This is a genomic window from Paenibacillus sp. FSL P4-0127 (genome assembly GCF_038007325.1).
GTDB classification, from domain to species: domain Bacteria; phylum Bacillota; class Bacilli; order Paenibacillales; family Paenibacillaceae; genus Fontibacillus; species Fontibacillus macerans.
Map to the genome: position 1 here is coordinate 357493 of NZ_JBBOWY010000002.1, position 20488 is coordinate 377980.

The following is a 20488-nucleotide window of genomic DNA, read 5'->3' on the forward strand; positions in this document are numbered from 1 at the left end:
AGGCCCCCGTTTCTATGCGGTGACGACATCCGCTGTCCGCAGCCGGTGTATCGCCATGGCTGAAAATACGGAAATATAAACCGCGTTGATGAACACGAACAGTCCGTTTTCTGGCCCTGTTAGCCCATTTTGGTCCAATACGCCCATGCCGGTTGTCAACAAGCTAAACGGGAAGAAGAACCTCATGTTTAGGATATACAGACCGAGACCGAGCATGGAGCAGCATATGCTGATGCCGACGGGAAGGGCGAAGCTGCGTATCCTGAAGGAGAAGAAAAGCTGCATGGACGCGATCGAAATCGCGGCGATCCAGCCGCGCAAAGCCCATCCGGCCAGTTCCGCGGGCAGATCCGCAAGCGGCAGCGAGAGAAGGAGGCCCGCGAGTATATATAAGGCGGTAAACAAAGTTTGAACGCCAAAAATCAAAACCGCAACGGCGGACAGTTTGCCGAAGTAAATGCTGGCGGCGGAGACAGGGGCGGTATGCACTAGGTTCCAATTCCGGTTGACATGCTCCAGCCTGCACATATACGCGCAGCAAATGGCGATGAGAACGGGAAAGAAAAATTCGCCGTAAAACAGGCTGACTTGAGTCCACAAGCTATACCATGCTTGGTTTAGAATCTCCTGATTGGAATAGTAGTTGAAGCAACCGATGGACAAGCTGAGTACGGGCAACACGGTCATCGTTATCCAGATACGTCCACGGCGCAGTTTGAGCCATTCGGCGCCAATGCTTCGGATCATGGGAAACCTCCTTATATTTCTTGGCGGGATGCGTGAAGGCATCCGGCCGTATAGAATATCGCAATCATCAGCAGAGCGGCCACCCAGTTTCCGGCTTGCGCAGGCAACACGAAATAGCGGCTGGTTTCCGCCAAGGCGTTATAAGACATGCCGATAGGAGACATTTCCGTATAGTAGGACCAGACGAATAACTTGCGAATGGACGCGGGAAAGAAACTGGCCGTAACGCCTAAAAAGCCGCCGGCCATGCCGAGCGTCAGCGCAAAGGTCTGGTTTTTGAACGTGAGGGAAATCCATTGCTGCAGCGCGGTGACGGCAAGGTTTATCAGGAGCGTGCCGGCCAGAAGGCGGACCAACAGCGCGAGCGGCAGCGGATCTGAGAAATTTTTAAGTACCCCGAAAGCCGATAAGGCGCCTATCTGGAAAGCGGCTCCGCAGAGCAGCAGCGTATTGGCGCAAATCCACTTGGCCAAGTAGATGCGGCTGCGGCTGACGTTGGTTGCCATCAGCATCTTCCACGTCGTTCCCTTATGTTCCATATCGCAGAGGCGGGAAACGACCACGGCCGAAATGATGGGAAGAAAAAGTCCGTTCAGCGTGGAAAGCATCAATAGGACGTATTCCCATCCGACGTTTTCGGGATGGCGGGCAAGCGTGTAGCTGGTGATCATGAAGATCCACAGTACTTCGGCGGCCAAAAAGATCGCAATCATCCATCCGATTTTTTTGCGGCGCAGCTTAAAAAACTCTAAAGTCAGTTCCTTCATTACAGACTGCGCTCCTTTCCCGTCAGCTCCAGAAAAATATCTTCCAGGCTTTTTTTTCGCTCCTCGATTCTGAACACGTCGAGTCCGCTGTCGACCAACAAGCGGTTGACCTGCGCGGTTAAAGTATCGTCAAGATGGTCGAACAGCAGGCGCGGACCCCTGGAAGAGGCTTGAAAGCCGTGTTTTAAGAGCAAGCGTTCCGCCGCTTGGTTGTCGGAAGTTTTTAAGGAGATGGAGACTTTCGTTTTGGCCTGGAGCTGCCCCATGGTCCCTTGGAACAGCAGTTGGCCGTTGCTGATAATTCCCACCGAGCTGGCGATTTGCTCGATTTCCGAAAGCAGGTGGCTGGATAACATTATGGTCATTCCATAACGCGCGGGCAGCGATTTGATCAGTTCCCTGATTTCCAAAATTCCCGCAGGATCGAGTCCATTGGTAGGCTCGTCGAGGATGAGCAGCCTTGGAAAGGCAAGCAGCGCCATGGCGATTCCCAGCCGCTGCTTCATGCCGAGCGAGTAATGGTCGACCCGCTTGTCTTTTTGTTTTTCCAGCCGGACGATACGCAAAACCTCGTATAAATTTTTGGCCGGCGCATCGTGCAGACGCTGCATGATTTTCAGGTTCTCCCAGCCCGTCAAATGACCGTAATAAGATGGCGATTCAATCAATGAGCCGATCTGTTTGAGGATGGACCTGCGATCTTTGGCCAGTTCGCGGCCGAAAACTCTCACCTCGCCTTCCGTCGGCTTGATCAGGCCAAGCAGCATTTTGAGAGAGGTTGATTTTCCCGCACCGTTCGGCCCGAGGAAACCGAAAATTTCCCCTTCCGGAACGGCAAGATTAACTTTGTTTACCCGATAGACCCCATTGTACATTTTGGACAAGTTATGCGTTGCGATCAGCGCCCGGGAATTCATTGTTCATTCAACTCCGTTTTTATGTTGTTTTCTTTTCACTTTATAGTCCGTACCTTTCGCGGGGCTTACGGCAACCTTACGACAACCTTAAATCGCGCGATTCCGGGGGGGCGAAGCCCGTCTACCATGTATAATGAGAACGGGTGAGAATGCATGGAAAATTTAAAAGACAAAAAAATACTCATTGTGGACGATGAGCCGGAAATACGCGTGATGATCGAACGTTTTTTGCGCAAGGAAGGTTATTTTCGCATATACCGGGCGGAGAGCTGCGCTGCGGCGCTAGCCATATGCCGGACGGACAAGCCGGATATCGCCATCCTGGACGTGATGCTTCCTGATGGGGACGGCTTTGGTCTGTTAAGCGCAATCCGTACGTTTTCCGAGATGCCCGTATTGATGTTGTCCGCCCGGGGGGAAGACGAGGATCGGCTGCTGGGGCTGGGGCTCGGAGCGGACGATTATTTGGTTAAACCGTTTTTGCCGCGCGAGTTGCTTTTGCGTTTGCAGGCCATTTTGAAACGGACTTTTGCTTCCGCTGCGCCGGAACGTTTGCCCGCGTTTTGTCTGGGGGATATTGAGATTGATCTGGAAAGTGCTGCTGTAAGGCGCAATCAAGAGGAATTGCCGTTAACGGCCAAGGAGCGCATGCTTCTATTGAAGCTTTACGAGAACGAAGGCCGGATCGTCACGTCGGATGCCATTTGCCAGGCGGTATGGGGAGATGACAGCTTTAGTTACGAAAACACGCTGATGGTGCACATTCGCCGCATCCGGGAAAAAATTGAAGCCGATCCGTCGCGTCCGCGGCATCTGCTCACGGTCAGGGGATTGGGGTATAAGCTACAGGTGAAGGAGGCGCCGTAATGCAGGGAGTCATGACGATGCTTAGGCGGTTTATCGGCGCTACCATGCTGCTTTCCCTCTTGCTTATGGCCTTTAATCTGGTGCTGCTAAGCACGATCGTATTTAGCGAAAATAAACAGCGGAACCCGGAGTCGGTGGTTAAGGAAGTAGCGGAACAACTGGAGGTTCACCCGGATCGTTATCGGCTTGCCGCCCCGGCGGCGAAGCTGCTGGATGAACATGAAGCTTGGGCCATGCTGCTCGATTCAAAAGGGGAAGTCGTCTGGGAATACCGGTTGCCTAAACAGCTTCCGCGCACGTACAGCATCGTGGATGTAGCCAAGTTTTCGCGCCATTATCTGCTGGATTACCCGGTATTCGTCTGGGAGAAAGGCGCCGGGCTGCTTGTAGTGGGGTATCCGCAAAATACCTATGCAAAATACCAAGTCAGCTATTTCAAAGATTGGATTCAATCGCTGCCGCTCCGGCTTGTCCTTTTGCTGGTATGTAATCTGGTTTTGTTTATCGTGTTGTCGGTCTGCTTGGGCGCGTGGTGCATGCGAAGCATAAAGCCGCTGGTCAACGGGATCTACGGACTGACAAAGCAAGAGCCGATCCAGGTTAAAGCCAAAAGTATTTTCCGAGATTTGGCGGACAGTATCAATGCCGCATCCAGAATGCTGCGGGAACAGAACAGGGCGCTTAAAGCGAAGGATGAAGCGCGTTCCAATTGGATCGCCGGGATTTCGCACGATGTCCGTACCCCGTTGTCGATGATCCTGGGTTATGCCAGCGATTTGGAGGAGCACCCGGATTTGCCCTTGGAACAGCGGCAGCAAGCGGGAATCATTCGCCGGCAAGGCGAGAAGCTGCGTTCCCTGATCCATGACTTGAACCTGGTCTCCATGCTGGAATATGAAATGCAGCCTTTGAGCATCAAAGAGCTACGTGTGTCCGCGGTCGTCAGACAGGCAGCTTCCGACTTTCTCAATCAGGGGTTGGATACGGACAGGTATGCTATTGAGCTGCAATTGAATGACGAGAAAATAAAGGTGCGGGCGGATGAAAAGCTGCTGTTGCGCGCCGTATCGAATTTAGTACAAAATAGTATCATCCATAATCCGCAAGGCTGCCGGATCGTCTTACGTACGGCAAGTGATCCGGAACGCTCCAGGTGCCTCTTGATCGTATCGGATGATGGCCAAGGGACGGAGCGTTCCGAACTGCCGGACTTGCTGAAGCTGCCGTATTCGTCAACCCGCAAGCGTTCAAGGAAACACGGCCATGGGCTAGGCTTGCCGATGGTTGCGCGGATTGCAACGGCGCATGGCGGCAGACTTCTGCTTGCAAGCGATCTAAACGAAGGATTTCAGGCAACGCTAGAGCTTCCGTATTTCGTACTAGGGGGACAAGCGGACTGATTTTAATTAAAAGAAGAGGAGTCGCGCCTTTTGTTTAAGAGCCTGTTTATACGAAAATCGTCATTATTCATTGTGGCCGTCGCTATGATCGTCATTGTATGCGGGGGGATCTATTACATCTATATAAACAGAGCGGAAGGCCGGGTAAATGCCATTCAGGAGAACGTTGGCCGGCCCGCCGATTTGTCTGCTTGGATCGTAGATTGGCAGCAGGATTCCGGAGAGGAAGACTACGGCGTGTTAGGTTCCCGCTTATCAGAACTGCAGATGTTTGCGGCTTATTTCGATGCGTCGGGGCATCTTTATTTAGCGGATACGTTTCGGGATAGCTTGGCGAATGACGCCTCCCTTCGCCAAGCCGATGGCGGGCTGTTTTTGACGATCGTCAATGACCTGAGGAGCGAAGATGGCTCGGTCGTGCAAAAGGACTCCGATCTGACGAAACGTTTAACCCAAAGCGGGGAAGCCCGCCGGGAGCATATCCGGGAAATTTTGAACCTGGTCGATCAGCTTGATCTGGATGGCGTGGAAATTGATTACGAGAAAATCAAGGACGGCGATTGGAACGGTGTGGTCGCTTTTTACAACGAATTGTATCAGGAACTGCTTCAGAACGGACGTAAATTGCGGGTTGTACTGGAGCCGGGTGCGCCGCTAAAAAGGTTGAAGCTGCCGAAGGGGCCCGAATATGTGGTGATGGCTTACAATTTGTATGGCTCGCACAGCGGTCCCGGACCTAAAGCGGACAAAAAGTTCATTAAAGAGCTTGTCGGCAAAACGGCGTCTATCCCGGGAAACAAGCGTCTGGCCCTAGCTACGGGGGGATTTGCCTGGAATGAAAAAGGAGAGGTTGCGGCGGTCACCGAGAAGGAAGCCGACGGGCTTTCCGAATTGAGTAAAGACGGAGTGGAGCGCGACAAAGCCAGCGGAAGCCTTCATTTTAAATATACGGACGCTGACGGAGGCGAGACGACCGTTTGGTATGCTGACGGCGTAACTTTGCGCAGTTGGATTGTGACGGCGCGCGAAGCCGGGTGCCATCGTATCGCCATTTGGAGGTTGGGCGGATTGAGTCAACGAACTTTAAAGATGTTGGCGGAAATCGATTGAAGCTGGAGCAGCCGGACAGCGCATTCGGCAACGGACGGGGCAAAACGATACGTTTCCGATGCGCCGCCAAACCGGCTTTGCCAAACTAGTTTTACCAAACCGGCTCAAGATGTTTAATCTTCTCCGTTTGGTTGACTCTGGCATCCCCAGGGTATTTCGGTTCCTTAGGAACGATTTCCCGGTTGTCTTTGGCTGCTGGATGCGGTATATTAATAAACGTCGCTGCAAGAGAGGTTTTCCTAATAAGGAGGCCGCAATTCGCTTGGAAATATTTGATTTAAAAAAACTCTTGCATTGATGAATTAAACGTGATATATTATAAGAGTTGCTGCTGCGAACGAGATATTGAGGCGGCAATGAAAAAGAAGTTGATCTTTGAAAACTGAACAACGAGTGAGTATAAATGAGAATTAAAATTCTCGTCAGTAACTGATTGAGCTAATCGCTCTTTCGAATAAACTTGGATGATTCGTTCATTCAACCTTTATTGGAGAGTTTGATCCTGGCTCAGGACGAACGCTGGCGGCGTGCCTAATACATGCAAGTCGAGCGGACCTGATGGAGTGCTTGCACTCCTGACGGTTAGCGGCGGACGGGTGAGTAACACGTAGGCAACCTGCCCGTAAGACCGGGATAACTACCGGAAACGGTAGCTAATACCGGATAATCAAGTCTTCCGCATGGGAGACTTGGGAAAGGCGGTTCTGAATTTATTCAGGGCTGTCACTTACGGATGGGCCTGCGGCGCATTAGCTAGTTGGTGGGGTAACGGCTCACCAAGGCGACGATGCGTAGCCGACCTGAGAGGGTGAACGGCCACACTGGGACTGAGACACGGCCCAGACTCCTACGGGAGGCAGCAGTAGGGAATCTTCCGCAATGGACGAAAGTCTGACGGAGCAACGCCGCGTGAGTGATGAAGGTTTTCGGATCGTAAAGCTCTGTTGCCAGGGAAGAACGTCCTGTAGAGTAACTGCTACAGGAGTGACGGTACCTGAGAAGAAAGCCCCGGCTAACTACGTGCCAGCAGCCGCGGTAATACGTAGGGGGCAAGCGTTGTCCGGAATTATTGGGCGTAAAGCGCGCGCAGGCGGCTGTTTAAGTCTGGTGTATAATCCTGGGGCTCAACTCCGGGTCGCACTGGAAACTGGACGGCTTGAGTGCAGAAGAGGAGAGTGGAATTCCACGTGTAGCGGTGAAATGCGTAGAGATGTGGAGGAACACCAGTGGCGAAGGCGACTCTCTGGGCTGTAACTGACGCTGAGGCGCGAAAGCGTGGGGAGCAAACAGGATTAGATACCCTGGTAGTCCACGCCGTAAACGATGAGTGCTAGGTGTTAGGGGTTTCGATACCCTTGGTGCCGAAGTAAACACATTAAGCACTCCGCCTGGGGAGTACGGCCGCAAGGCTGAAACTCAAAGGAATTGACGGGGACCCGCACAAGCAGTGGAGTATGTGGTTTAATTCGAAGCAACGCGAAGAACCTTACCAGGTCTTGACATCCCTCTGACCGCTGTAGAGATATGGCTTTCCTTCGGGACAGAGGAGACAGGTGGTGCATGGTTGTCGTCAGCTCGTGTCGTGAGATGTTGGGTTAAGTCCCGCAACGAGCGCAACCCTTGACTTTAGTTGCCAGCAAGTAAAGTTGGGCACTCTAGAGTGACTGCCGGTGACAAACCGGAGGAAGGTGGGGATGACGTCAAATCATCATGCCCCTTATGACCTGGGCTACACACGTACTACAATGGCCGGTACAACGGGAAGCGAAGGAGCGATCTGGAGCGAATCCTAGAAAAGCCGGTCTCAGTTCGGATTGCAGGCTGCAACTCGCCTGCATGAAGTCGGAATTGCTAGTAATCGCGGATCAGCATGCCGCGGTGAATACGTTCCCGGGTCTTGTACACACCGCCCGTCACACCACGAGAGTTTACAACACCCGAAGTCGGTGAGGTAACCGCAAGGGGCCAGCCGCCGAAGGTGGGGTAGATGATTGGGGTGAAGTCGTAACAAGGTAGCCGTATCGGAAGGTGCGGCTGGATCACCTCCTTTCTATGGAGAATCGCTTCCCGCGATGGAAGCATTCAAATAGCTAACTTAGGTTAGCGAACTTACTCACTCGTTGGTCAGTTTTGAGAGTTCAACTCTCAAGCTTATCTTCCCAACACTTACCGGTTGAACGGTAAGGCAGGAAATGATAAGATATTCTTCCGCCGGTAAAACGGCGAAGAAACTTGATCCTTGAAAACTGGATAACGAAACGAAATTTGCGTTTTAGAACAATCCTTTTAGCTGAACTTGTGTCAACACAAGTGAAGATATTAGTGGTTTGATATTTTCCCTTCGGGAAAAATCATGGTTAAGCTACTAAGAGCACACGGAGGATGCCTAGGCGCTAGGAGCCGAAGAAGGACGTGGCGAACAACGAAACTGCCTCGGGGAGCTGTAAGCAAGCATCGATCCGGGGATGTCCGAATGGGGAAACCCGGCTGGGGTAATACCTAGTCACTCATCACTGAATCCATAGGTGGTGAAGAGGCATACCAGGGGAACTGAAACATCTAAGTACCCTGAGGAAGAGAAAACAATAGTGATTCCGTCAGTAGCGGCGAGCGAACGCGGATTAGCCTAAACCGAAGAGCTTGCTCTTCGGGGTTGTGGGACGTCTCATATGGAGTTACAAAAGCGGAGGTTAGACGAACAGGTCTGGAAAGGCCGGCCAGAGAAGGTAAAAGCCCTGTAATCGAAAGTCTCCGCCCTCCGAGACGGATCCCGAGTAGTGCGGGGCACGTGAAACCCCGTATGAATCCGCCAGGACCATCTGGTAAGGCTAAATACTCCCTAGCGACCGATAGTGAAGCAGTACCGTGAGGGAAAGGTGAAAAGCACCCCGGAAGGGGAGTGAAAGAGAACCTGAAACCGTGTGCTTACAAGAAGTCAGAGCCCTCTATATGGGTGATGGCGTGCCTTTTGTAGAATGAACCGGCGAGTTACGTTTGCAAGCAAGGTTAAGCTGAGAAAGCGGAGCCGCAGCGAAAGCGAGTCTGAATAGGGCGAATTTAGTTTGCAGGCGTAGACCCGAAACCGTGTGATCTACCCCTGTCCAGGGTGAAGGTGCGGTAACACGCACTGGAGGCCCGAACCCACGTACGTTGAAAAGTGCGGGGATGAGGTGGGGGTAGCGGAGAAATTCCAATCGAACTCGGAGATAGCTGGTTCTCCCCGAAATAGCTTTAGGGCTAGCCTCGGTGTGACAGTCGTGGAGGTAGAGCACTGATTGGGTGCGGGGCCCGCAAGGGTTACCAAGCTCAGTCAAACTCCGAATGCCATAGACTGATTCACCGGGAGTCAGACAGTGAGTGCTAAGATCCATTGTCAAAAGGGAAACAGCCCAGACCATCAGCTAAGGTCCCCAAGTGTGTGTTAAGTGGGAAAGGATGTGGAGTTGCACAGACAACCAGGATGTTGGCTTAGAAGCAGCCACCATTTAAAGAGTGCGTAATAGCTCACTGGTCGAGTGACTCTGCGCCGAAAATGTAACGGGGCTAAACACACCACCGAAGCTATGGCTTGAATCGACTTCACTGCTTCTTTGAGGCGGTGATAACCAGGTACATTTTTGCCGAAAGCAACCGATGAATATTGTTCAAAGGTTTCGGCCAAATGCACCTCGGGGTTAAACACAGGACTTCGAAGCAGGAGTGAAGTCGATTCAGGGGTAGGGGAGCGTTGTGTATGCGTTGAAGGTGTACCGTAAGGAGCGCTGGAGAGTACACAAGTGAGAATGCCGGTATGAGTAACGAAAAGATCAGTGAGAATCTGATCCGCCGAAAGCCTAAGGGTTCCTGAGGAAGGTTCGTCCGCTCAGGGTAAGTCGGGACCTAAGGCGAGGCCGAAAGGCGTAGTCGAAGGACAACAGGTTGAAATTCCTGTACCACCGTAATCCGCTATGAGCGATGGGGTGACGCAGGAGGGTAGTGACGCGGGGCGATGGAATGCCCCGTCCAAGCAGTGAGGCTGGTGTGTAGGCAAATCCGCACACCGTAAGGCTGGGCTGTGATGGGGAGGGAAAATTTACAGTACCGAAGGTCATGATCTCACACTGCCGAGAAAAGCCTCTAGCCAGGAGAAGGTGCCCGTACCGCAAACCGACACAGGTAGGCGAGAAGAGAATTCTAAGGCGCGCGGAAGAACTCTCGTTAAGGAACTCGGCAAAATGACCCCGTAACTTCGGGAGAAGGGGTGCCCCGGTAGGGTTTATAGCCCGAGGGGGCCGCAGTGAAAAGGCCCAAGCGACTGTTTAGCAAAAACACAGGTCTGTGCGAAGCCGCAAGGCGAAGTATACGGGCTGACGCCTGCCCGGTGCTGGAAGGTTAAGGGGAGCGGTTAGGAGTAATCCGAAGCTGTGAACCGAAGCCCCAGTAAACGGCGGCCGTAACTATAACGGTCCTAAGGTAGCGAAATTCCTTGTCAGGTAAATTCTGACCCGCACGAATGGCGTAACGACTTGGGCGCTGTCTCAACGAGAGATCCGGTGAAATTTTAATACCTGTGAAGATGCAGGTTACCCGCGACAAGACGGAAAGACCCCATGGAGCTTTACTGCAGCTTGATATTGGACTTTGATACGATTTGTACAGGATAGGTGGGAGCCTAAGAAGTGGGAGCGCAAGCTTCCATGGAGGCGCCGTTGGGATACCACCCTGATCGTATCGGAGTTCTAACCCGGTACCGTGATCCGGTACGGGGACCGTGTCAGGCGGGCAGTTTGACTGGGGCGGTCGCCTCCTAAAGAGTAACGGAGGCGCCCCAAGGTTCCCTCAGAATGGTTGGAAATCATTCGCAGAGTGCAAAGGCAAAAGGGAGCTTGACTGCGAGACTGACAAGTCGAGCAGGGACGAAAGTCGGGCTTAGTGATCCGGTGGTACCGCATGGAAGGGCCATCGCTCAACGGATAAAAGCTACCCTGGGGATAACAGGCTTATCTCCCCCAAGAGTCCACATCGACGGGGAGGTTTGGCACCTCGATGTCGGCTCATCGCATCCTGGGGCTGAAGTAGGTCCCAAGGGTTGGGCTGTTCGCCCATTAAAGCGGTACGCGAGCTGGGTTCAGAACGTCGTGAGACAGTTCGGTCCCTATCTGTCGTGGGCGCAGGAAATTTGAGAGGAGCTGTCCTTAGTACGAGAGGACCGGGATGGACGCACCGCTGGTGTACCAGTTGTTCCGCCAGGAGCACAGCTGGGTAGCTAAGTGCGGACGGGATAAGCGCTGAAAGCATCTAAGCGTGAAGCCCCCCTCAAGATGAGATTTCCCAATTAGTAAGACCCCTTGAAGACGACGAGGTTGATAGGCCTGAGGTGGAAGTGCAGCAATGCATGGAGCTGACAGGTACTAATCGGTCGAGGGCTTATCCAAAACTCTACCCACCAAAGTGACGTGAAGCTTCGAAGCTGAGTCCGAGTACTTTGGCGGGGCCCAAAAATATACCCCAAAAAGTGACGCGAGGCTTCGTAGGTAATTCCGATTACTTTTCGGGGACCCCGGGAACTGAATAGGGGCTAACACGCAAATCAAGTTTCGTATCCAGTTTTCAAGGATTAACCTTGAATCGTTTGGTGGCGATGGCGGAGGGGTTCCACGCGTACCCATCCCGAACACGACCGTTAAGCCCTCCAGCGCCGATGGTACTTGGACCGAAGGGTCCTGGGAGAGTAGGACGCCGCCAAGCATGAAGAAGAGCACCGCTGATCACTCGGCGGTGTTTTTGATATTTTCGGAATGCTGCAGCGGAATGAAATGGATAGTGCTTTTTACAGCGGACACCGGGGGATGGTCACTTACGATATTCACTTGTGGCGTTATTTTTAGCTCGGTAGCGTCGTCTGAGTCTATTAGGACGGGAAATATTCGGGAAAAACCGGGAGGCTTCCGATAAGGGGAGTCTCTCCGGTTCAAGGGCAATTCGCTAAACCATAGTGAATTATTTCACACTCTTGGCCGCTTCAACCAGCGCTTTGACGTATCCTTGGGTATCCACCAAAGTCGCTCCGCTGACAGCATCAACCCATTGTTCCGCACTTTTGCTGGACAGTTCGTCTTCGAGCTCGGCGACGGTTTTGCCGGTTACGTATTGCTCAATGGCAGCCAGCGACTCGTCGACTGGTGTCGTTGCGCCGGCTTCCTCTTTCATGTGCTCGCTATAATACTCGGCATTGGCTTTCTTGGAGGCAAGCACCATTTTCGGGTCTTTGTAGTTTTGCCCGAAATCTTGGTCCGAATTAGGAACGCCTTTGGCTACATCGGTGCTCATGAACTGGTAATCGTCCAAGGATGCGCCGATGATTTTGTCGCCCTGCATGGCCACAACGGCAACCGTGAAGCATTTGGTACCGTGCGCGGCGTATTCGACACGTCCCATTTTGACCGGCGCCGAGTCCGCAGCGGTGGTTGCGGCGGCCGCCGTTGTCGAGGCCTCGGCTGCTGCGCCGGAGCTGCTCCCAGATTGACCGTTGCTGGAGCATCCTGCAAAAACGGCGACTAGCCCCAGACTAAGCAGCAATAATGAGATTTTTTTCACAAACATGTTTGATATCCCCCCATGAGAATTAAATATGTGCCTTTTATTCATATCATGTTCTAAAGAACGGCGCCTATGATCTAACTCACCATTTTGTAAGCGTTATCATAAAAAATGACCGATGGACAGATCACGGCTTTAGAGCGATTGACACTTATAGATATTTCTGACAAACTCATCATAGGATTGCCGCTAAACCGGCAAAATCAAATTTAAGGAAAAGAGGTGGGTTTGTGGAAATCAGACAGTTAAACGCAGACGAGTTTGATGACAGTTTGACTTTATCCGAATATGCCTTCCAGTATAAATTGCCGCCGGAGGATCGGGAGAAACAAAAGGCCCGGTTTAACCCCGAGCAGACCTGGGGGGCTTTTGAGGGGGGCGAATTGCTGGCCAAACTTACTTTGCTTCCGCTGCAAATTTACATACAGGGGAGAGCTTTGCCGATGGGAGGCATCGCCGGCGTCGCCACCTGGCCGGAGAATCGCCGGGGCGGGCTCGTCAGCAAGCTGCTGTCCAAGGCGCTGGCCCGAATGAATGAAGAAGGTCAGGTGTTGTCCTGCCTGCATCCCTTTTCCGTTCCTTTTTACCGCAAATTCGGCTGGGAATTGTACACAGACTATAAAAAATATACGATCAGCACAGGCAATTTTCCGGCAAAAACGCAAGTTGAGGGGACGGTAAAACGCGACATTAAAGACATCGAGCTGCTGAACCGGATTTACCATAAGTTTGCCCAAAAATATAACGGTACCCTCGTTCGCGATACCGACTGGTGGGAGAGAATGGTGATCGGCAGCGAAGATCATACGGCCGTATATTTTTCCGAAACGGGCGAACCGGAAGGTTATACGATATACCAGGTAAAAAATAGGGAACTGCTGGTTGACGAGTTTGTATTTCTAAACGATACGGCGCGAAAAGGTCTGTGGACGTATTTGGCCAATCACGATTCGATGGTGACCCAGGCCGTGGTCGATCATGTCCCTGCGGACGATTTGCTGCCGTTTATGCTGCACGATCCCCGCTGCAAACAGGAAATCGTACCGTATTTTATGGCCCGGATCGTCAACGCCGGCGCTTTTGCCGGTCAGTATTCGTTTGTTGCCCCGGCCCCGCAAACCCAAACGGCTCGGCTCAATCTTCGGATCATCGACGCGGTTGCCCCTTGGAATGACGGTTCGTGGAAGCTTGAAGTGGATGGCGAGGGGCACGGGCAGCTAGTGAAGGCAGAACAGACCGCCGTGGATGACGGTCTAACTTGCGATATCCAAACTTTGACGGCCATGCTGCTCGGTTATAAAAGACCGCGCGAAATGTATGCTTACGGCCGCCTGACCGGCCCGGAACGGGATGTGGAGACGCTGGAGCAGCTAATCCCGGTTAGCGCGACGGCTTTAATGGACTTTTTTTGACAAGTAATATAGAAAAAAGACAAAGACCGAGGACAACCCACGTCCTTCGGTCTTTTTTCTGCAATTTTCCCGCAATCAGAAAAATTCAAACCTCAAATCGCAATATTGCCTCCTCAAAAAATGTATCCGTTTTCGTTAGACTGAAAATGAAAAATCCGCAAAACCATTGAAAGGGGTACAAGAAATGAAAAGATCGAAACCGTGGGCCATCCTGCTCGCTGTGGTCATGATGGTGTCCTTGTTGGCCGCATGCGGCGGCGGGGGCGGCAACAGTAAGACAAGCAACGGCAGCGCCAACCCTCCGGCGACCACGAATGAAGGCGGAGGAACGGAGAACTCCGGCACCGGCACCGGCGAAAAAATCGAGCTGACCTTCTGGTCGCTGGGGACGACCAACTACGAGGAACTGGCCAAGGAGTATACGGCAGAGCATCCGAACATTACGATCAAGTTCCAAAACACGTCCGACCAAACGGCGCACCACAACAACCTGACGACGGCGTTGTCCGCCGGATCGGGCGCGCCTGACATCTTTATGTTGGAAATCGCCTTCATGGAACGTTTCATCAGCGCCAAAGACAAGTTCCACAACTTATATGATCTGGGCGCCAAAGACATCGAAAGCAACTACCTCGACTGGAAATGGAAACAAGCGACTTCGGTCGACGGTTCCTTCCAACTTGGATTGCCTACGGACATCGGGCCGACGGTCGTTTACTATCGTACGGACTTGGCGGAACAAGCCGGACTTCCTACCGATCCAGACGGCTTCAGTGCTGCCATCGATACATGGGATAAATTCGCTACGGTGGCGAAGCAGTTCAAGGAAAAAACCGGCAAACCGTTTGCCGATTTGACGGACCTCGTCTACAACGGTTTGCGCGACCAATCGCCGGACCAAATTTATTTCAACAAAGAGGACGGCGCTTTCATCGGCGATACGAATCCTCAAGTGAAGAAAGCATACGACTTCACAGTAAAGGGCATTCAAGAAGGCTGGATCGGCAACTGGATTCTGTGGTCGCCGGAATGGCAGAACGCGATCAACAAAGGCGATTTCGGCGTTATGCTCGGCCCGGCTTGGATCGCAGGCACGATCCGCAACGCCAAAGACTCCGCGGGCAAATGGCAAATCGCTCAACTTCCGGAGGGCGCGGGCAACTGGGGCGGTTCCTTCCTGACGCTGCCGAAAGAAGGCAAACATCCGAAGGAAGCTTATGAATTCATTTCCTGGCTCGTCAACAAAGACAATCAATTGAAATCGTTTAAAGAAAGCGGCTTGTTCCCTTCGATTCCGGCCGTATATCAAGAACCGGCATTCAGTGAAGACAAGGACGAATTCTTCAGCGGCCAAGTCATTGCCGAGGCGTACGCCAAATCGGCGGAACGCGTAAAACCGGTCTACTACGGTCCGCTGCATGACCAGGTCGACACGATCATCAAAAACGCGCTCAAAAACGTGCTGGAGAAAAAAGCGGACCCGCAAAAAGAATGGGACGAAGCGATGAAGCAAGCGAAAACGCTGGTTGACCGCAGCTAATACGAACAATTAGCAGTAACGAAATCCATTCACTCATCTCGATTCGCAAGGGGGGAACATACCCTCTTGCGAATTTGGATTTACCCTTAATTCACACCTTGGAGGTGCGTCCATGGCTGACACAGCAGCTACCGCAAGCCCGGTCCAGCCCGCTCCCGGAAAAAAAACGTTCTGGAACGAAACGAGGCGGAGCCGGCTTACGGCATACGGATTTATATCGCCGTTTTTTATTTTGTTCGCGATTTTCGGCCTTTATCCGATTTTTTTCACCATCTATTTGTCCTTCTTTAAATGGGACGCCCTGGGCCCGATGAAATATGTCGGCTTCAAAAACTATCAGCTGATTACGTCCGATCCGACGTTTTGGATCTCCTTCAGCAATACGATCCTCATGGGCCTCATGGGGACGGTGCCGCAGTTAATCGTTGCGCTGCTGGTTGCCGTGATGCTCAACTCGGCGCTCAACAAATACAAAAACACGTTCCGCGTTTTGTATTTCATGCCCAACATCACTTCGATCGTCGCCGTTACGCTGGTGTTCAGCACGATGTTCGGCAACAACGGGATGGTCAACTGGTTATTGAACAGCTTTGGCCTGGAAAGCGTCCCGTTCAACTCGGGCTGGTGGGGCGTTAAAATCGCCATCTCCACGATGGTCATGTGGCGCTGGATGGGTTATAACGCGATTATTTTCCTGTCCGGGCTGCAAAGCATTCCGACCGACATTTACGAGGCCGCGCGGATTGACGGAGCGAGCCGCTGGCAGCAGTTGATCAACATTACGCTGCCGCTTCTTCGTCCGTTTATCCTTTTCGTCACGCTGGTATCCACGATCGGAGCGCTGCAGCTTTTTACCGAACCGTATGTGTTCCTCGGCCAAGGCGGCACCGGCTCCACGCGCCAGGAAGGCGTCACGATGGTTACGTATTTGTACAGCGAGGCGTTCAAAAACGGGTTCTTCGGAACGGCGGCCGCCACGGCGGTGCTGCTGTTTATCGCCACGATTATTTTTTCGCTCCTTAACATGATGGTGTCAAGCCGCATGGGCGGAGATACGGGAGGGGAAAAGGCATGAGTGCGACTGCCATCAAAAAACGAAAACCTGATGATCCGGGCGTTCTGGCCAAAACTTTGTTTTATATCGTCATGGTCATCGGGGCCGTCTTGTCCGTGTTCCCTTTCTACTGGATGTTTGTCGTCGCCACCAATGAGAAGGATGCGGCTTTCCATATTCCTCCGCTGATGACGCCGGGGCTGGAATTTTTCAACAACTTCGACCGCGTGCTGGAGCGCACGGAATTTTTCCGGGCGATGTTCAACTCGATTGTCGTCTCGACCGCGGTCACGGTATCCGTCGTCTTTTTGAGCACTTTGGCGGGGTATGCTTTCGCTAAATACGAGTTTCCGCTGAAAAAAACGCTGTTCGTGTTCGTCATCGCCACGATGCTCGTCCCCGCGCAGCTCAGCGTGCTGCCGCAGTACGTCATTATGGCCAAGCTGCATTGGATCGACAGCTACAAAGCGCTGATCGTTCCGGCCATGGTCAACGCCTTTGGGATATTCTGGATGCGGCAATACATCTCTTCCGCCGTCCATTCCGAATTGATCGAAGCGGGACGGATCGACGGAGGCGGGCATTTCCGCATCTTCTGGAGCATCGCCATGCCGGTCGTCACTCCCGCTATGGCCACGCTGGGGATTTTGAACTTCATGAACGTGTGGAACGACTTTTTCTGGCCGCTGGTCGTGCTGAAAAATAAAGAAAACTATACGCTCCAGCTGGCGCTGCAGCAGCTCTTTACAAACAAGGACGGGCTCGATTTCGGGATGATCATGTCCGCGACCTTTACCGCGACGCTGCCGTTATTGATCGTGTTCCTGCTGTTCAGCCGCTGGGTCATCGCCGGACTGACCTCGGGGGCGATTAAAAGTTAATGGGCCGAGAGTTTGCTAACTTGGCAAGGAATATATAACACGATGAAGAATAATAGAGTAAGGAGAGGCTTAGGGGGACACCAAACATGAAGCTCCGTCGAAAAATCTTGCTGGCTATTATTCTTCTTGTGTTTATTCCCGTAATCCTGATGGGGTCGATATCGTATTACAACTTTTCAAAAGCGATGGAGAACAAATCCAGCAATTTTTACTGGGTTTCGCTGCTGGAGACCGACCGCAAATTGAAGTTTGCGCTGAACGAGGTTGCGACCGTGTCCAATTCGGCGATCACGCAGCCGGTCATTCAAAAGCTGCTGAAACAGCCGGACTTTGCCGTGACGTACGAGCAGAAACAGGATATCAACAATTTGATCAACCATCCGATGATCACCTCCTTCGGCCTGTATTCGAAAGACAAGCTTAAATATCAATTAAATGAAGCGATGTCCTTTGAAGAATTAACAAAACAAAGCTGGTATGCGGCGATGATAGCGGCCGAAGGCCGTCCGGTATGGGTCGGCCCCGGCGAGAACGGCTCGGCTTCCGCAGGGAAACGGGTTCTGATTCAAGCGCGTTTGATTAAAGATTACTATTCGCTGGAGGATATCGGCGCGGTTGTCATTTACGTCAAACCCGATATTCTGGATCAGGTATTTTGGGATGCCGCCACGTTAAAGCAGGGGGATATTCTGCTGGTCAACAAGCAGGGGAATATCGTCTTTGACAAGTCCGGCGAACATATTGGGGAACAAACGGAGTTTCCTTTTTTGACCCGGGGGGATTCGGGCGAAAAAGGCTACTATACGGACAAATATCAGGGCGAGAAGTCGCTGATCACTTATTTGCCTTCCCATAACAAAGATTGGTTTCTGGTAGCGATCACCCCCAGCAAGCTAATCGCTTCGGAATCGCTGTCCATCCGCAATATCGCCATCGTGCTGGTGCTCGTCTCTTTGATCTCCGCGTTTCTGTTCGACCGGTTTTTCGTGCGCCGGCTCGTCCGCAGCATTATCGGCGCGGTTAACGGGATGAAACGGGTGCAGCAGGGTATCTTCGTACCGATTACCTCAACGGTGAGCGCCGGGGACGAAACGGATCTGCTGGTCGACGGCTTCAACCGGATGAGCACGCAAATCAGCGAGCTGATCGAACAGGTCCAGACGGAACAGGCGAGAAAAAAGGAAGTCGAGCTGCAGGCCTTGGTCGCCCAGATCAATCCGCATTTTATTTACAATTCGCTCGAATCGATCAATTCGCTGGCGGTGTTGCAGGGGAACAGGGATATCAGCAAAATGGTCGTGTCCTTGGGAAAGCTGCTCAGAATCAGCATTAGCGAAAATCAGCAGCTGATCCCGCTTTCGATGGAAATGGAGCATGTGCGGCATTATCTGGATATCCAGAAATTCCGCTTTGAGGACAAATTCGCTTACCAAATCGAAATCCCCGAGTCTCTGAAGTATTACAAAACCCAGAAGCTGATCGTTCAGCCGATCGTGGAAAATGCGCTGTATCACGCGATTGAGCAGATGGAAGAGAACGGGATCATTTCCATTACCGCCAGGGAAGGCGAGCGGGATATTTTGATCGACGTCATGGACAACGGTCCGGGCTTTGACTCGGATACGCTGATGCATTTATGGAGCAAGGACTGGGGCAATTTGAAAAAATACCGGGAAAACGGCGTGGGCCTGAAAAACGTTCACGAACGGCTGCGCATCCGGTTTGGCGGTTACTACGGCATCATGATATGTTCCTCTCCCGGATTCGGATCGATTATTCGCATCCGCATTCCGAAGATACTTCAATGAGCTTTATGCGAAAGTCTAACGATGAAGGGGGAGCCGCCATGCGCAAATGGTTTTTGAATTGGGGTTGGATCGTGGTTTACGCGTTTGTGCTTGCCGTATCGGTCCTGGTCATCGCCGCCGACGGGCATGAGCCGATCGAGGAGAGCCAGACGGACAAAATTACGCTGACGTTCCGCCATTTTTGGATCAAGGAGCATGACCGCCAGATGCTGAACATCGTCGAGGATGTCGTGGACGAGTTCCAGCGGACGCATCCGAACGTCAAGGTGAATTTTGAAGGGATGGACCAGACCGTCCATCGCGAGCAGAAGCTGAAAAGCGAAATGGTGACGGGAACGCCGCCGGATATGTTCGTGTTGTTTGGGGGCGCCGAAATCGAGCCGTACGTTCGCTCCAACCGGTTGATGGACCTGACCGGTTTCGTGAACGAAAACGGGCTGCAGGGAGAGTTTCAGGATCTGCATCTGTGGACATTTAACGATCGCATCTACGGGCTGCCGATCGAGGGGAACGCGGAGCCGCTGTTTTACAACAAGGAGATTTTCCGGGAGCTGCATTTGGATCCGCCGCAAACACTTGACCAGTTGAACCGGGCGGTCCGGGTGATCGCGGCGAGCGGAATTACGCCGTTTGCGCTGGGCAATGAGGAAAGATGGCCGGCCGCGATTTTTGCCCATTATTTAATGGACCGGTACGCGGGACCCGAGCTGATCGATGATCTGGTGAAGGGTGAGGGGAACCAAAGCTTTGTCAATCCCGGCTATATGCAAGCGTTTACGCATTTGGAGGCGTGGATTGACCAGCACGCGTTCAGCATCCCGGCCAACGATATGTCGACCGAAGAGGCCATCGAGCTTTTTACCAGCGGGAAAGCGGCGATGTATCTCAACGGGAGCTGGGACATCAATCTGTTTCATAACGGGAAAGCCCCGGCCGAATTCCAAAACCAGGTCGGTGTTCTCCCGTTCCCCGCCTTGACGCAGGACGGGGAGAAATCCCTCGCCGGGGGATACACGATCGGGATCGGGTTGTCCTCCAATCTGGATGAAGCGAAGCTGAAGGCGGCACAGGAGCTGCTGCGGGGTTTTTACACGGAGGAGGTTCAACGGCGGATCGTTTACGAAGCGCTGCGGATTCCATCGATGAAGATTTCCTACGATTCGAAAAAAACGGGGCCGGTATTCGCGCAGGTTACCCGGTTGATGGAACAGAGCCCGCCGAGTTTTGTGCCTTACGATAATGTCCTCTCTCCGGAGGTCAACAAAACATTTCTGAAGGTGCTGGGGGATATGATCGACGGGAGAAATTCTCCGGATGAAGCGCTGGAGCAAATTCAACAAACTTCGGAACAGTATTGGCGGCTGCGCAGGAGCTCCGCCCCCGAAGACTCGGTTTGGAGGTGAAGC

13 protein-coding genes and 3 rRNA genes are annotated in these 20488 nt (G+C 52.5%); 12 read left to right on the forward strand and 4 right to left on the reverse strand.

The features are described from left to right. Nucleotides 1–12: 12 nt before the first annotated feature. The 3 genes from NYE74_RS28120 to NYE74_RS28130 are packed head-to-tail and all read right to left on the reverse strand — an operon-like array spanning nt 13 to nt 2431. Complete coding sequence (locus NYE74_RS28120; RefSeq protein ID WP_036626060.1) at nt 13–747, reverse strand: ABC transporter permease; 735 nt, start codon at nt 745–747, stop codon at nt 13–15. Nucleotides 748–758: 11 nt separating this feature from the next. Further along, a complete protein-coding gene (locus NYE74_RS28125; RefSeq protein WP_124333235.1) occupies nt 759–1514 on the reverse strand; it encodes an ABC transporter permease in 756 nt (251 codons plus the stop codon). Beyond that, on the reverse strand, nt 1514–2431 hold the full coding sequence (locus NYE74_RS28130) for an ABC transporter ATP-binding protein (protein ID WP_036626057.1): 918 nt from the start codon (nt 2429–2431) through the stop codon (nt 1514–1516). Before NYE74_RS28130 ends, NYE74_RS28125 begins: the two co-directional genes overlap by 1 nt. Nucleotides 2432–2584: 153 nt before the next feature. Between NYE74_RS28130 and NYE74_RS28135 the strand changes: the two genes are divergently transcribed. The 6 genes from NYE74_RS28135 to rrf all read left to right on the forward strand — a co-directional run bounded on the left by NYE74_RS28135 (nt 2585) and on the right by rrf (nt 11535). Further along, on the forward strand, nt 2585–3298 hold the full coding sequence (locus NYE74_RS28135) for a response regulator transcription factor (protein WP_036626056.1): 714 nt from the start codon (nt 2585–2587) through the stop codon (nt 3296–3298). Further along, nucleotides 3298–4698: a sensor histidine kinase gene (locus tag NYE74_RS28140; RefSeq protein ID WP_036626054.1), complete on the forward strand. Its 1401-nt coding sequence runs from the start codon at nt 3298–3300 to the stop codon at nt 4696–4698. The genes NYE74_RS28135 and NYE74_RS28140 overlap by 1 nt, the downstream gene beginning before the upstream one ends. A gap of 30 nt (nt 4699–4728) precedes the next feature. Further along, on the forward strand, nt 4729–5808 hold the full coding sequence (locus NYE74_RS28145; RefSeq protein WP_227872935.1) for a glycosyl hydrolase family 18 protein: 1080 nt from the start codon (nt 4729–4731) through the stop codon (nt 5806–5808). A gap of 484 nt (nt 5809–6292) precedes the next feature. Next, nucleotides 6293–7858 (forward strand): 16S ribosomal RNA (locus NYE74_RS28150). Between the two features lie 305 nt (nt 7859–8163). After that, nucleotides 8164–11222, forward strand: a 23S ribosomal RNA gene (locus NYE74_RS28155). A gap of 196 nt (nt 11223–11418) precedes the next feature. Next, a 5S ribosomal RNA gene (gene rrf / locus NYE74_RS28160) occupies nt 11419–11535 on the forward strand. Together the 16S, 23S and 5S rRNA genes form the textbook arrangement of a ribosomal RNA operon. A gap of 252 nt (nt 11536–11787) precedes the next feature. Here rrf and NYE74_RS28165 read toward each other — a convergent pair. Beyond that, complete coding sequence (locus tag NYE74_RS28165) at nt 11788–12390, reverse strand: hypothetical protein (RefSeq protein ID WP_155621522.1); 603 nt, start codon at nt 12388–12390, stop codon at nt 11788–11790. A 227-nt stretch (nt 12391–12617) separates the two neighbouring features. Between NYE74_RS28165 and NYE74_RS28170 the strand changes: the two genes are divergently transcribed. From NYE74_RS28170 to NYE74_RS28195, 6 genes are all read left to right on the forward strand, one after another. Continuing rightward, nucleotides 12618–13799, forward strand: a complete 1182-nt coding sequence (locus NYE74_RS28170) for a GNAT family N-acetyltransferase (protein WP_326045691.1) — start codon at nt 12618–12620, stop codon at nt 13797–13799. Nucleotides 13800–13983: 184 nt separating this feature from the next. Next, nucleotides 13984–15339 (forward strand): ABC transporter substrate-binding protein, encoded by a 1356-nt coding sequence (locus NYE74_RS28175; protein ID WP_036626046.1) that lies wholly within the window; start codon nt 13984–13986, stop codon nt 15337–15339. Between the two features lie 112 nt (nt 15340–15451). Next, on the forward strand, nt 15452–16414 hold the full coding sequence (locus tag NYE74_RS28180; RefSeq protein WP_036626043.1) for a carbohydrate ABC transporter permease: 963 nt from the start codon (nt 15452–15454) through the stop codon (nt 16412–16414). Further along, a complete protein-coding gene (locus NYE74_RS28185) occupies nt 16411–17274 on the forward strand; it encodes a carbohydrate ABC transporter permease (RefSeq protein ID WP_036626041.1) in 864 nt (287 codons plus the stop codon). Before NYE74_RS28180 ends, NYE74_RS28185 begins: the two co-directional genes overlap by 4 nt. Nucleotides 17275–17360: 86 nt before the next feature. After that, nucleotides 17361–19082, forward strand: coding sequence for a cache domain-containing sensor histidine kinase (locus NYE74_RS28190; RefSeq protein ID WP_036626039.1), 1722 nt, complete (start codon nt 17361–17363; stop codon nt 19080–19082). A gap of 38 nt (nt 19083–19120) precedes the next feature. Further along, nucleotides 19121–20485, forward strand: a complete 1365-nt coding sequence (locus tag NYE74_RS28195; protein ID WP_036626038.1) for an ABC transporter substrate-binding protein — start codon at nt 19121–19123, stop codon at nt 20483–20485. Nucleotides 20486–20488: the final 3 nt, after the last annotated feature.

Excerpts from the sequence above, each read along its gene's own strand:
- NYE74_RS28165 (WP_155621522.1), bottom strand. The coding sequence starts at position 12,390 with ATGTTTGTGAAAAAAATCTCATTATTGCTGCTTAGTCTGGGGCTAGTC.
- NYE74_RS28120 (WP_036626060.1), bottom strand. The coding sequence starts at position 747 with ATGATCCGAAGCATTGGCGCCGAATGGCTCAAACTGCGCCGTGGACGT.
- NYE74_RS28185 (WP_036626041.1), top strand. The coding sequence starts at position 16,411 with ATGAGTGCGACTGCCATCAAAAAACGAAAACCTGATGATCCGGGCGTT.
- NYE74_RS28175 (WP_036626046.1), top strand. The coding sequence starts at position 13,984 with ATGAAAAGATCGAAACCGTGGGCCATCCTGCTCGCTGTGGTCATGATG.
- NYE74_RS28140 (WP_036626054.1), top strand. The coding sequence starts at position 3,298 with ATGCAGGGAGTCATGACGATGCTTAGGCGGTTTATCGGCGCTACCATG.
- NYE74_RS28180 (WP_036626043.1), top strand. The coding sequence starts at position 15,452 with ATGGCTGACACAGCAGCTACCGCAAGCCCGGTCCAGCCCGCTCCCGGA.
- NYE74_RS28190 (WP_036626039.1), top strand. The coding sequence starts at position 17,361 with ATGAAGCTCCGTCGAAAAATCTTGCTGGCTATTATTCTTCTTGTGTTT.
- NYE74_RS28135 (WP_036626056.1), top strand. The coding sequence starts at position 2,585 with ATGGAAAATTTAAAAGACAAAAAAATACTCATTGTGGACGATGAGCCG.
- NYE74_RS28125 (WP_124333235.1), bottom strand. The coding sequence starts at position 1,514 with ATGAAGGAACTGACTTTAGAGTTTTTTAAGCTGCGCCGCAAAAAAATC.
- NYE74_RS28195 (WP_036626038.1), top strand. The coding sequence starts at position 19,121 with ATGCGCAAATGGTTTTTGAATTGGGGTTGGATCGTGGTTTACGCGTTT.
- NYE74_RS28130 (WP_036626057.1), bottom strand. The coding sequence starts at position 2,431 with ATGAATTCCCGGGCGCTGATCGCAACGCATAACTTGTCCAAAATGTAC.